Origin of the sequence: Neobacillus niacini, assembly GCF_048572935.1 — a bacterium.
In the GTDB taxonomy this organism is placed as follows: Bacteria; Bacillota; Bacilli; order Bacillales; family Cytobacillaceae; genus Neobacillus; species Neobacillus niacini.
In genome coordinates this window covers 2,273,803-2,286,482 of record NZ_CP183883.1, presented here as the reverse complement: position 1 = coordinate 2,286,482, position 12,680 = coordinate 2,273,803, and the positions used below count along the sequence as shown (strand labels likewise).

Genomic DNA, 12,680 nt, shown 5'->3' with positions numbered 1-12,680 from the left:
AATTACTGGTAAACAATTCAGTTGGATAAGTGTTTATTTTCATGATAAAATTGACTTTATGCTTAAAAAAATGGCTGTTGATTTGTGCTGCAGGTGCAAATCAACAAATAGCTTTATCACACTAAAAACTAAAAGGAGGTTTCTGAATTGACTCAGACCAACCCTTTTCCATATGCTACTGACGATAAACGTTACCATACCTGGAATTATCACTTACGACAGCAATTTGGACATAAGGTTTTTAAGGTTGCTTTAGATGGCGGCTTTGACTGCCCTAACCGTGACGGTACGGTTGCACACGGCGGCTGTACTTTTTGTAGTGCAGCAGGATCAGGCGATTTTGCTGGAGACCGCACCGATGATTTAGAGACACAATTCCTTGATATTAAGGAAAAAATGCATACTAAATGGAAAGATGGCAAATATATGGCCTACTTCCAAGCCTATACAAATACACATGCACCGGTTGACGTTCTACGTGAAAAATTCGAGAAGGTTCTCAACCAAGAGGGAGTAGTCGGTTTATCGATTGCAACACGTCCAGACTGCCTTCCGGATGATGTAGTTGAATATCTAGCTGAATTAAACCAAAGAACGTACCTATGGGTTGAACTTGGCTTGCAAACAGTGCATGAACGTACTGCATTACTTATCAACCGTGCCCATGATTTTCAATGTTATGTTGAGGGTGTAAATAAACTTAGAAAACATGGCATCCGTATATGTTCTCACATTATCAACGGCCTGCCGCTCGAATCATATGAAATGATGATGGAAACAGCAAGAGAGGTTGCTAAGCTTGATGTTCAAGGGATAAAAATTCATTTGCTTCACTTACTTAAAGGGACTCCAATGGTGAAACAATATGAGAAAGGTATGCTTGAATTTCTTTCTCAAGAGGACTATGTGAATTTAGTTTGTGACCAATTAGAAATTTTACCGCCGGAAATGATTGTTCATCGTATTACTGGGGATGGACCGATTGACTTAATGGTGGGACCTATGTGGAGTGTGAACAAGTGGGAAGTACTAAATTCCATTGACGCAGAGCTAAAAAGAAGAGATAGCTATCAGGGGAAATTTTATCATGAGAGTATCGTGAGGAACTAAGAATGAAGCTCGATCGGATACTTCCATATACAAAGAAATTACTTCAAATGACTATTGCTAGTGGTGATGTCGTTGTTGATGCAACACTGGGAAATGGTCATGATACTCTTTTTTTAGCTAATCTCGTAGGTGAAAATGGCACCGTGTATGGTTTTGATGTACAAGAGGACGCTATTCGAACCAGTCAGGAAAGATTAATTCAACATGGTTTGACGGACCGCGTAACTATCTTTCATAGAGGTCATGAGCAGCTTTCTAACTTAATACCTGCTGAACACCACGGAAAGGTTAAAGCTGCAATTTTTAATTTAGGTTATTTGCCTGGCAGTGATAAATCAGTTGTAACAAAGCCTGAGACCACCATTTCTGCAATTGAACAATTGCTCGAGATGATGTTGCCAGAGGGAATCATTATCCTTGTCATCTACCATGGCCATACAGAGGGAGCGATTGAGAGAGATGCTTTACTAACGTATTGTCAAGAAATAGATCAGAAAACAGCGCATGTCCTCATGTATCGATTTATTAATCAACAAAATAATCCTCCCTTTATTGTTGCAATTGAAAAAAGATAAACCAGGCTGCCAGCCTGGTTTATTATTTTATGATAAGTCTTGTTACAAATGAAGGGATCCATTTTTGCACAGAACGATAGACCAGTCCGTTGATATAAAAGAAATAGCTGACTATACCGCCAGTCTTTATGATTCCCCTGGCTAGTTTTCGCACCTTTTTCTGTTTTCGAACCTTTCCATCCGATAAATAAATTCCTAACAGCCCTCGATTTATGAGTTGGTGAAACTTTTTATGCGGCAAAAATTCGGTATGTCGGTCTGCTTCACGGACAAAATGACTTAACCGCTTAAACAGCGTTTCCTGATTTTCATAATAAAAACAAAAATTCAAGTCCCCGCCTTCCCGATCTTCTTCTTGGTCGATAAAATAATCTAATAAGATATGAAGGCCTTGTATGTATGGAAAATATCCTTTACGAATATTTTCTGCATCCTTGGCATGAAAATCATCTCTCATTGCATAAGAAATCAGACAGAATATCCCCAAGGTTGAACCCGAACAAGCAGAAAATTCATACCACTCCATGTCAGGAAGTTTGTTTTGATGGACTTCAAACCATTTTTCCAATCTGGGAACACGTTCTTCATGGATAACATGCTTGTGAATTTGCAAGTCACAGTAATATTCGCAAAGTTCCAATAGGTAATCTTTGATTAAGTGATAATGCTCTAAATCTTTTAATACTGATCTGCACGTTTCCGCAAGATCATTTAAATAACCGCCATCATTCTGATCATCGCGGAAACGGTAATAATTTTTTGGTTCGCTGCCAAGTGTTAGAGCATCTTGCATGGATTCATGGAGGGCTTCAAAGTCCTTGGGATCAAGTGAGGTACTCCGATCACAAAGATTATCCAAATAATCACTAATGGTTTGATACGCAACGATAAACTTTACTGCTTTTTTATACTCCTCGTTAGCGGAAAGAGCAAGTATCCCGCCGCCCTCACAATGAAAGGTTTTATGTTCAATACTTGCCAAAGCCTGCATTCTAAGCTCCTCATTAGGGATACTATCTGCCCGGGACCTCCAATACCTTAGCTCTTGATGTACTGCTGGAATAATTTTACGATAAACTTTCGACATGAGTCTAATTGGCATCATGGAGCTATCCTTCCCCTTCTTAAACAATGTACCCTATTGCTTTTAATTGACTGATAACAAAATCCTTGGCATATTCAAAAATATCATCCCGTTCTGGTTCATTAAAAATTTCATGATAAAGCTTTGGCCATTCCTTAAATCGCTTTTCTGATAGTGGTGCTTGGTTGAACCATTCCTTAACGGGGATCTTATTAACAATCTTATCATCCCCGGCTTGCATAACAAGCATCGGGACATCCTTTGTGCCTTCGATTGACAGAAAGGCCTCTTTCATGGCCTCTACTAATTCACGGTACCACCTAACAGAGACCTTTGTGATATAGAGGCTATCATCTCTATCCGCCTCAATCACGTCTTGGTTTCTGGTAGCCATTTCAACGGTTAAGCCCGAATTCATTTTAAATGAAGGGAAAACCACATTAATTCCGTAAGACAATATATCTAAAATTTTCGGAGGAGTGTGGACTAAACCTAGACATGGTGATGAGAGAATGACTCCTGCCAAGTCAAATTTTTCTTCCTGTATCAAACGAATCGCAATTAAGCCCCCCATACTATGCCCTAATAAAAATACAGGCAATTCATAACGATAAGCTGCTTTAATCCAATCCTTGACTTCATCTATGTACTCTTCAAATGAATCTATATGGCCTCGTCGGGATCTTGTTGTCATGCCTTGTCCAGGAAGATCACCCATTATGACATGAAAACCAGACATGCGCCACATTTCAATGAGCCAGCCGTATCGCCCGTGATGTTCCATTGCACCATGAACGATCACAATTACAGCCTTCACTTCCCCTTCTGCTTCCCACTTCCACATAGTTTTTCCTCCTAGAAAAATATTCTATTTAGTATTATATTAGAATGAATATGTATTTCAGTCAAAAAGGAGCGACCTAAATGATTTATCCATACAAAGATAAACACCCCAAAATCGCGGACTCTGCTTTCATTGCAGATTTTACCACCATTACAGGTGATGTTGAAATAGGTGAGGAATCAAGCGTTTGGTTTAACTCTGTGATTAGAGGAGATGTTGCACCTACAGTCATCGGGAAAAAAGTAAATATCCAAGACAACTCTGTTCTACACCAAAGCCCAAATAACCCATTAATTTTAGAGGATGAGGTAACCGTGGGTCATCAGGTCATCCTTCACAGTTGTATTATACGAAAGAAGGCATTGATTGGTATGGGATCGATTATTCTAGACCAAGCCGAGATTGGCGAAGGTGCTTTTATCGGTGCAGGCAGTCTTGTACCTCAAGGAAAAAAAATCCCTCCTAATACATTAGCATTTGGCAGACCAGCTAAAGTTATTAGGGAATTAAATGAGCACGATAAAAAAGAAATGCACAGGATCTATACAGAATATGCAGAGAAGGCTCAATATTATAAGTCGTTACAGAAATAACATGAATAATTCAGACACACAAAAAATAGTTCAGTTTTCAGACTGGGTCAAATTCGGACTGGACTCTCTGATTCGGGTTGTCCGATTGCTTGCCTTATTCGAACATGACTCTCTGGAATCTGACTTGCCTTGTCCGAATACTTGCCTTATTCGGACATGACTCTCTGGAATCTGACTTGCCTTGTCCGAATACTTTCCTGATTCGGACATGACTCTCTGAAATCTGACTTTCCTTGTCCAAATACTTGCCCGATTCGGACTCGTCTCTCTCAAATCTGACTTACCTTGTCCGAATGCTTGCCCGATTCGGACTCGACTCTCACGATTCTTACACAGGTTGTCCGAATACTTGCCTTATTCGGACATGACTCTCTGAAATCTGAGTCTCCTTGTCCAAATACTTGCCCGATTCGGACTCGTCTCTCTCAAATACTTGCCTTGTCCGAATGCTTGCCCGATTCGGACTCGTCTCTTTCGAATCCGACTTACGTTGTCCAAATGCTTACTCGAATCGGACTCGTCTCTCTCAAATCTGACTTGCCTTGTCCGAATGCTTTCCCTATTCGGACTCGTCTCTCCCTTTATTCGAACCTGCACCACTAAAACATGACACAAGGTTATAATCTACCAAAGTATTTATCCGATAAAAAAAAGAATGGCTTGAAGATAACTTCGAGCCATTCTTTTTTTAGTGTAAATTATGAGTTAAGTGGTAAGATTGCAACCTATTTGCCCCTCACAAGTGACACCATTAATAATTTTTTAGTTTTTCATAGTCAAGAGTTCTTTCTGTCCTGAAAAGGAATATTTCCCCTCTACATAAACCTGGTGCCAAACCATAAAGATTAGCACGGTCCATATTTTACGGCTGTTATCCGCCTTCCCTTGACAGTGGTCTTCAAGAAGTCTCAAAACGTAAGATTTATTTAATAAATGATCCGTGTTGCTTTCCCTAATAATCGTTTTTGCCCACTCGTTCATTTCATTCTTCAACCAGTGGCGAATCGGCACTGGGAACCCTAGTTTTTTACGATTTAATACATGCTCTGGAACAATTCCTTCTGCAGCTTTTCGTAAAATATACTTCGTTGTACCATTAGCGGTTTTCAAGCTAGTTGGAATTTTTGACGCCGCTTCAAAAACCACTTTATCCAAAAATGGAACTCGAAGCTCTAATGAATGAGCCATCGTCATTTTATCCGCTTTTAATAAAATATCTCCGCGCATCCATGTATGGATATCAATAAATTGCATACGATCAACTGGATCATAGCCTTTTGATTCAGCATAAAGTGGTTTTGTGATATCCAAGTAATTTATACCTTCTCGGTAAACAGATAGCAAATCCCTTTTTTCTTCCTCTGTGAACATTTTAGCATTCCCAATATAACGTTCTTCCATAGGAGTTACTCCACGTTCAATAAAGCTCTTCCCTTTCATTCCTTCAGGCATCATGTTCGCAATGCCTTTTAGTAATACTTTTCCTACTCTTGGGATTTTATTAAACACTTCTAAATCCTGTGGTTCACGATAAATATTGTAGCCGCCAAACAATTCATCCGCACCTTCACCAGAAAGAACAACCGTAACATGCTTTCTTGCTTCACGTGCCACAAAGTACAACGGAATTGCAGCTGGGTCTGCAAGTGGATCATCCATATGCCAAATGATCTTTGGAAGTTCATTCATGTATTCTTGAGGAGTAATCACATAACTGATATTTTCTACCCCAAGTTTATCTGCCGTTTCTTTTGCAACATCGATTTCACTAAAACCATTATGCTCGAAACCTACTGAAAATGTCTTAATGGCAGGATGAAATTGTTTAGCAATCGAAGCAATAATCGAAGAGTCAATCCCGCCTGAAAGGAATGAACCAACAGGAACATCACTTCTCATATGCATTTTAACAGAATCGATTAATACCTCTTGAATTTCTTTGATAAATGCCGCTTCTGATTTCTGAACCGGATTAAAATGTGCCTTCCAATATTTTTTAACTTCCATTGGAGAGCCGATTTTTTTTGTAAAATAATGTCCAGGCTCTAACTTATGAATGCCTTTTGACATCGTATTTGGTTCAGGAACAAATTGATACGTTAAATAATGCTGCAGAGAATCATAATCTAAAACATCGTTTTCTAGTGCTAGAAGGATACTCTTCTTCTCTGAAGCAAAAAACGTCCTTTCCCCATCCTCAAAATAGAAGTATGGTTTAATCCCGAAAGGATCCCTTGCACCAAACACTGTTTGTTCTTGTTTATCCCAAATGGTAAAGGCAAACATCCCGCGCAATTTTTCAACCGCTTTTTCTTTCAAATGACTATACAAGGCAATAATAACTTCTGTATCAGAGTTAGTTACAAATTGTAAGCCCTCTTTGAGCAATTCTTCACGAAGTTCTAGGTAGTTATAAACTTCACCATTAAAAATAATCCAATAGCGCTCATTTTCATACGTTAATGGCTGATGCCCACATTCAATATCAATAATACTTAAACGGCGAAAACCGAATTGAATATGACCATCATAATAAAAGCCATCATCATCAGGTCCACGATGGGTTATAATATCGTTCATATTTTTGAATTGTTGTTTTTGTTCATCACGATAGTTTTGTTCCTTGTCGTGTACACAACCAATAAAACCACACATTATGTACGTCACCTACTCCAATCTAAATATCAAAACTTAAAAAACATACTCTCCTATCCTACCACTATTCACATAAAAATGGCAGTGTGAAAGGTAGGAAAATTCAGGTACAAATAGTTTTCACCTAAACACATTGCCCTAAACTTAGACGTAGAAATGAAAAAGAGAGTTACATTAAATGCAACTCCCGTATTGGGTTTACTTAGTATTTGCTTGTTGACGTAATTCATCAGCTTTATCTGTACGCTCCCAAGGGAGGTCCACATCTGTACGGCCAAAATGACCATATGCAGCTGTTTGTTTGTAGATTGGGCGCCTGAGATCCAACATTTTAATAATTCCAGCTGGACGGAGGTCAAAATTTGAACCTACAAGTTCAACTAATACATCTTCGGTCACTTTACCAGTTCCAAAGGTATCAATCGAAATTGAAACGGGTCTCGCTACCCCAATTGCATAAGCAAGCTGTACTTCCACTTTATCAGCAAGTCCTGCTGCTACAATATTCTTCGCAACATAACGCGCTGCATAAGCCGCAGAACGGTCAACCTTTGTAGGATCCTTGCCGGAGAAAGCGCCTCCGCCATGGCGAGCATATCCGCCATATGTATCAACAATGATTTTACGACCTGTTAAACCAGCATCCCCTTGAGGTCCGCCAATAACAAAACGTCCTGTTGGGTTGATAAAGTACTTTGTATTTTCATCGATTAATTCTTTAGGTACCACTGGATTAATAACATATTCCTTCAAATTACGTTGGATTTGCTCCAATGTTACCTCAGGATTATGTTGAGTTGAAATAACAATGGTATCAATACGAACAGGCTTATCATTTTCATCATACTCAACCGTAACTTGAGTCTTTCCATCAGGACGAAGGTACTCAAGCACCCCATCTTTTCTTACCTCTGTTAACTTACGAGCAAGCTTATGTGCCAGAGAGATCGGAAGAGGCATAAGTTCTTTTGTTTCATTACAAGCAAAACCAAACATTAAACCTTGGTCCCCTGCTCCGATTGCTTCAATTTCTTCATCAGACATTAGTCCTTCACGAGCTTCAAGTGCCTGATCCACACCCATTGCAATATCAGGACTTTGTTCTCCAATTGAAGTTAATACTGCACAAGTTTCGGAATCAAAGCCATATTTTGCACGATCGTAACCAATACCTTTAACTGTCTCACGAACAATTTTAGGAATATCAACGTAAGTAGATGTAGTAATTTCCCCTGCAACTAATACTAACCCGGTTGTAACTGATGTTTCAGCTGCAACACGAGCATTTGCATCCTTTGCTAAAATCGCATCTAAAATCGAATCAGATATTTGGTCACAGATTTTATCTGGATGACCTTCCGTAACTGACTCAGAAGTGAACAAACGACGTTTTGTTGACATCTGATTTCCTCCTCTTATATGAGATAAATCAAGGTTCATGTGAAGGTTACAGGTATACTTCAAGAACCACTGAAATTGATACGGTACTCATTCCCTTAGTATGAAATAAACAAAGGATTTTTATTATAACTCTATTGATAAAAGGTCTTATACAAAACAAAAAACCTTACCATTACGAGGAAAGGTTGTTCCGGTCCTTTCACTCTTATCGTTCAAGGTCAAAGCCTTGCGTCAGATTAGCACCTTCGCACTTGAGAATAGAACCAATAAATATAATGGTCTTCTCATAAAGCAGGTTGCTGGGTTTCATAGGGCCTGTCCCTCCACCAGCTCAGGATAAGAGAGTATCCGTTCAAATAAGTATCATACTTGAAGCTGTCGAACATTGTCAATGAATTTTTTAGCAAAATTAGGATAAACATACGAAATTTTACCATTTTTAATTTACGGTTTATTAATACAACCTAAATTTACTAATTAGTATAGACTATTCAATTAAATGTGTTATACTTTTTGTGAATATATTGAATATTAAAAACTTGCAAAGGAAGGTTCGTTCTGATATGAATTCAGTCCACATCCCAAATGAATTAAGCCAATTGCTGGAAGAAAGTCATGTGCACATTCAAATGTCAGTTCCTCAATTAGTGGAAAAAGTCTTATCTAGAAATGAAGGAAAATTAACCTCAACTGGTGCCATTAGTGTATCAACGGGTAAATATACTGGCAGGTCGCCTCAAGACAAATTTATTGTTATGGAAGACTCCATTAAGGATAAAATTGATTGGGGCAATTTAAATCAGCCAATATCTGAAGATGTCTTTAATAACCTCTATCATAAAGTATTAGAATACTTAAAAGGACAAAATGAAATCTTCGTTTTTAAAGGGTTTGCTGGGGCAGATAAAAAAACCCAATTACCGATCCAAGTGGTCAATGAATTGGCTTGGCATAATCTATTCGCCCATCAATTATTTATTAGGCCAAGTGAAGAAGAATTGCTGACACATAAACCTGGTTTCACTGTGATTTCCGCTCCTAACTTCAAAGCAAATCCTATCGTAGACGGAACAAAGTCTGAAACCTTTATTATTATCTCTTTTGAAAAACGAACCATCTTAATTGGCGGTACAGAATATGCTGGTGAAATGAAAAAATCGATCTTTTCGATTATGAACTATCTTTTACCTGAGAATAATATTTTCTCTATGCATTGCTCTGCTAATATTGGTGTTGAAGGTGATGTTGCACTGTTTTTTGGTCTATCTGGAACCGGTAAAACCACTTTATCTGCGGACCCAAAACGCCGCTTAATTGGTGATGATGAGCATGGCTGGTCATCAAATGGTGTGTTTAATATCGAAGGTGGCTGCTATGCAAAAACCATTAATCTTTCAAGGGAAAAAGAGCCGCAAATTTTTGACGCCATCCATTTTGGTTCTGTATTAGAAAATGTTGTTCTGAATCCAGATACAAGAATAGCAGATTATGACGACGGTTCTCTAACTGAGAATACGAGGGCTGCATATCCGATGCATGCCATCGATAACATTGTTCAACCAAGCATTGCTGGTCATCCGAATACCATCGTCTTTTTAACCGCCGATGCATTTGGAGTACTGCCTCCAATCTCAAAGTTAACAAAAGAGCAGGCAATGTATCATTTCTTGAGTGGTTATACGTCCAAACTGGCAGGAACCGAGCGAGGAGTTACCTCACCAGAAGCAACCTTCTCTACCTGCTTTGGTGCACCGTTCTTGCCATTGCCAGCAACACGTTATGCAGAAATGCTGGGTGAAAAAATCCTTGAGCACAATGCAAATGTCTTCCTAGTGAATACTGGCTGGACTGGGGGAGAATTCGGAGTGGGCAGCCGCATGAAGTTATCCTATACAAGGGCGATGATTCAGGCAGCACTTGAAGGTGAACTAAACAATGTTGAAACCGTAAAAGATGATATTTTTGGACTGAATATTCCACTCCACATTGCAGGTGTACCTGATGAGGTCCTTCAACCAAGCAAAACCTGGGCTGACCCTCAAGATTATGAAAATAAAGCAAAAGAATTAGCAGGTAAGTTCCGTGCAAACTTTAAGAAATTCACAAAAGTTTCAGCTGAGATTGAAGAAAAAGGCGGACCTATTGCCTAGAAAAAAGTAGGCCCTTATCGCTGTCGATAAGGGCTTTTTACTAATTTGTAGAATTTAGTGAAATTAATTGATAAGTTAACAAAGTGCGGCTTCCTTGCCATTCTACTTTTTTAATGACAGCTGTTCCGCTCGTATCGCTTTCAATAGTTTTTCTTACTTCAATTTGAATATCAATCGGATAAAGTCGATAGCCTTCTTTTTCTAATACGAAAAGATTTTCTTCAATTCTTTTTTCTCTTCCTTTTGTAACGATCATCGTATTCAACTCAAGGGGCATACCCATATCTACCCGCTCCTCTTTAATTGGTCTTACTGTTATTTTAACATCTTTTGATTTGGGATTTCATCCACTTCGCTAAATCCTTCACGATTTTTCTATTAACTGCAGGAGGAAAGTAGTGGGTGAAATCATCAAAATACCAACATTCCACCTGTTTATTTAACATCTTAAGCCTTTTTTCCAGCCTATAGGCATGCTCCACCGATACATTCTGATCATTAACTCCATGAATGATTAAAACAGGAGCTATAAGCTTTTCAAGCTCATAAAGAGGCGTTCGTTCTTCATATCTCTCAGGATATTTTCCAGGTGTACCGCCAATCACCCTTTTCATCATTTTCCGTAAATCTTTTCTCTCTTCATAGGTTAGTGACATATCACTTACCCCGCCCCAAGTAACAATCGAAGCTGCCTCAGGGTATTGAAGTGCTGTCAACAATGCCATTACACCACCTCGAGAAAAACCAAAAACGTGGATATGCCCAACATTAGGAAGCGATTTTAAAAGCTGATAGCCCGCAAAAGCATCCCCCCTGTCCTCCCCGGCAAAATCCTCATTTCCCTCTCCTCCTTGATTTCCTCGATAGTAAGGAGCAAATACGATGAATCCCTCAGAGGCAAATTGGGCAATTCTTGCGGGTCTCACCTTCCCCACATTCTTAATACCGCCGCGCAAATATAAGAAGCCATCATAGTTTCCTTGTATTTTTGGTTGTGCTAGTAGTCCTTTTACTCTCAAGCCATTTGAAAGATAAGTAATCTCCCTTAAAACCACATTGGGATTGGGTGAAGGAAAACGATAAATTTCAATGATTTTTCCATTCTGATTGTTCACTACATTTCACCTTTCCATTATTCCGTAAAAAAATTTATATAAATAGGCATTCACACATTTAGTTCTCTTTCATACGATATGTTAGGTCAACAGCCCAGATTTTTATTGTATTAAGGAGGGTTTGGTATGAAAAAATGGTTAAAAATCAGCTTGTCTTCACTACTTATTGTACTTCTCATGTTCTCTCTAGCTGCTTGTAACGATGCTGACAAAACCGATTCAGAGAAAATAGAAAAGGTTCGTTTGGTTGAAGTTACTCGTTCTATCTTCTATGCCCCTGAATATGTTGCTATCGCAAAAGGATTCTTTGAAGAAGAGGGCCTAGATGTTGAACTTTCTACAGCCTTTGGCGGCGATAAAACAATGACAACACTGTTATCAAATGGTGCTGATATTGCATTGGTTGGCTCTGAGACTTCTATTTATGTTTATGCTCAAGGGTCCAATGATCCGGTTATTAATTTTGCCCAGCTCACGCAGACAGATGGTACCTTCCTAGTCTCAAGAGAAAAAATTGATAATTTCTCATGGGATCTTCTTAAAGAGTCTACTTTTCTAGGGCAGCGTACTGGCGGTATGCCGCAAATGGTTGGGGAGTTCGTTCTCAAGAAACATGGTATCGATCCTCATCAAGATTTAAATCTTATTCAAAACATTGATTTTGCAAACATTCCGAGTGCATTTGCTTCTGGAACAGGCGATTTTGTTCAATTATTTGAACCACAGGCGAGTATCTTCGAAAAAGAAGGAAAAGGACATATTATTGCTTCCTTTGGAACAGAATCTGGCCATGTTCCATATACAACCTTTATGGCCAAGGACAGTTACATGAAAGAAAACAAGGATATTGTAGAAAAATTCACAAGAGCCGTTTACAAGGCACAGCAATGGGTTGACACACATAGCGCTGACGAAATAGCAGAGGCTATTCAATCCTATTTCCCAGATACAGATCTTGAACTGATTAGTACAGTCGTGGACCGCTATAAACAGCAAGGCTCGTTTGCAACTGATCCAGTCCTAGATGTGGAAGAATGGAACAATCTCCAAGACATCATGGATGAAGCTGGCGAGCTTCCAAAAGAGGTGGACCATGCGACACTTGTAAATACCGATATCGCTGAAAAAGTGAAAAAAGAATAAAAAATATGGG

Annotated in this window: 11 protein-coding genes and 1 riboswitch; of the genes, 5 read left to right on the top strand and 6 right to left on the bottom strand. The window is 39.0% G+C overall.

Annotated elements, in window-relative coordinates:
* Nucleotides 1-147 precede the first annotated feature (147 nt).
* Together ACN6MT_RS10870 and ACN6MT_RS10865 are read left to right on the top strand one after the other, a co-directional pair.
* Nucleotides 148-1,110, top strand: coding sequence for a TIGR01212 family radical SAM protein (locus ACN6MT_RS10870; RefSeq protein WP_063252146.1), 963 nt, complete (start codon nucleotides 148-150; stop codon nucleotides 1,108-1,110).
* 2 nt (nucleotides 1,111-1,112) lie between these two features.
* Nucleotides 1,113-1,685 (top strand): class I SAM-dependent methyltransferase, encoded by a 573-nt coding sequence (locus tag ACN6MT_RS10865; protein ID WP_419955862.1) that lies wholly within the window; start codon nucleotides 1,113-1,115, stop codon nucleotides 1,683-1,685.
* A gap of 22 nt (nucleotides 1,686-1,707) precedes the next feature.
* On the opposite strand, the gene ACN6MT_RS10860 is transcribed toward ACN6MT_RS10865, so the two are convergent.
* Nucleotides 1,708-2,790, bottom strand: coding sequence for a tetraprenyl-beta-curcumene synthase family protein (locus ACN6MT_RS10860; RefSeq protein WP_419955861.1), 1,083 nt, complete (start codon nucleotides 2,788-2,790; stop codon nucleotides 1,708-1,710).
* 19 nt (nucleotides 2,791-2,809) lie between these two features.
* Entirely contained in the window at nucleotides 2,810-3,613 is an 804-nt protein-coding gene (locus ACN6MT_RS10855) for an alpha/beta hydrolase (protein ID WP_419955860.1), read from the bottom strand.
* 80 nt (nucleotides 3,614-3,693) lie between these two features.
* Between ACN6MT_RS10855 and ACN6MT_RS10850 the strand changes: the two genes are divergently transcribed.
* The gene (locus tag ACN6MT_RS10850) at nucleotides 3,694-4,206 is read left to right on the top strand and encodes a gamma carbonic anhydrase family protein (RefSeq protein WP_063252138.1); all 513 of its coding nucleotides are present in this window, start codon (nucleotides 3,694-3,696) and stop codon (nucleotides 4,204-4,206) included.
* A 762-nt stretch (nucleotides 4,207-4,968) separates the two neighbouring features.
* Here the strand turns inward: ACN6MT_RS10850 and asnB are convergent.
* Nucleotides 4,969-6,861, bottom strand: a complete 1,893-nt coding sequence (asnB, locus tag ACN6MT_RS10845) for an asparagine synthase (glutamine-hydrolyzing) (protein ID WP_419955859.1) — start codon at nucleotides 6,859-6,861, stop codon at nucleotides 4,969-4,971.
* A gap of 198 nt (nucleotides 6,862-7,059) precedes the next feature.
* Nucleotides 7,060-8,262: a methionine adenosyltransferase gene (gene metK, locus ACN6MT_RS10840; RefSeq protein WP_063255241.1), complete on the bottom strand. Its 1,203-nt coding sequence runs from the start codon at nucleotides 8,260-8,262 to the stop codon at nucleotides 7,060-7,062.
* 202 nt (nucleotides 8,263-8,464) lie between these two features.
* Nucleotides 8,465-8,605: riboswitch (SAM riboswitch) on the bottom strand.
* Between the two features lie 220 nt (nucleotides 8,606-8,825).
* Here metK and pckA point away from each other — a divergent pair.
* Complete coding sequence (gene pckA / locus ACN6MT_RS10835; protein ID WP_419955858.1) at nucleotides 8,826-10,412, top strand: phosphoenolpyruvate carboxykinase (ATP); 1,587 nt, start codon at nucleotides 8,826-8,828, stop codon at nucleotides 10,410-10,412.
* Between the two features lie 40 nt (nucleotides 10,413-10,452).
* Here pckA and ACN6MT_RS10830 read toward each other — a convergent pair whose 3' ends face one another.
* Both ACN6MT_RS10830 and ACN6MT_RS10825 read right to left on the bottom strand, forming a co-directional pair.
* A complete protein-coding gene (locus ACN6MT_RS10830; protein WP_063255244.1) occupies nucleotides 10,453-10,695 on the bottom strand; it encodes a DUF2584 domain-containing protein in 243 nt (80 codons plus the stop codon).
* 37 nt (nucleotides 10,696-10,732) lie between these two features.
* On the bottom strand, nucleotides 10,733-11,527 hold the full coding sequence (locus tag ACN6MT_RS10825) for an alpha/beta hydrolase family protein (RefSeq protein ID WP_419955857.1): 795 nt from the start codon (nucleotides 11,525-11,527) through the stop codon (nucleotides 10,733-10,735).
* A gap of 126 nt (nucleotides 11,528-11,653) precedes the next feature.
* Here ACN6MT_RS10825 and ACN6MT_RS10820 point away from each other — a divergent pair, with 126 nt between their 5' ends.
* A complete protein-coding gene (locus ACN6MT_RS10820) occupies nucleotides 11,654-12,670 on the top strand; it encodes an ABC transporter substrate-binding protein (protein WP_419955856.1) in 1,017 nt (338 codons plus the stop codon).
* Nucleotides 12,671-12,680 lie beyond the last annotated feature (10 nt).

Excerpts from the sequence above, each read along its gene's own strand:
- ACN6MT_RS10850 (WP_063252138.1), top strand. The coding sequence starts at position 3,694 with ATGATTTATCCATACAAAGATAAACACCCCAAAATCGCGGACTCTGCT.
- ACN6MT_RS10865 (WP_419955862.1), top strand. The coding sequence starts at position 1,113 with ATGAAGCTCGATCGGATACTTCCATATACAAAGAAATTACTTCAAATG.
- metK (WP_063255241.1), bottom strand. The coding sequence starts at position 8,262 with ATGTCAACAAAACGTCGTTTGTTCACTTCTGAGTCAGTTACGGAAGGT.
- ACN6MT_RS10860 (WP_419955861.1), bottom strand. The coding sequence starts at position 2,790 with ATGATGCCAATTAGACTCATGTCGAAAGTTTATCGTAAAATTATTCCA.
- ACN6MT_RS10820 (WP_419955856.1), top strand. The coding sequence starts at position 11,654 with ATGAAAAAATGGTTAAAAATCAGCTTGTCTTCACTACTTATTGTACTT.
- ACN6MT_RS10855 (WP_419955860.1), bottom strand. The coding sequence starts at position 3,613 with ATGTGGAAGTGGGAAGCAGAAGGGGAAGTGAAGGCTGTAATTGTGATC.
- pckA (WP_419955858.1), top strand. The coding sequence starts at position 8,826 with ATGAATTCAGTCCACATCCCAAATGAATTAAGCCAATTGCTGGAAGAA.
- asnB (WP_419955859.1), bottom strand. The coding sequence starts at position 6,861 with ATGTGTGGTTTTATTGGTTGTGTACACGACAAGGAACAAAACTATCGT.
- ACN6MT_RS10830 (WP_063255244.1), bottom strand. The coding sequence starts at position 10,695 with ATGGGTATGCCCCTTGAGTTGAATACGATGATCGTTACAAAAGGAAGA.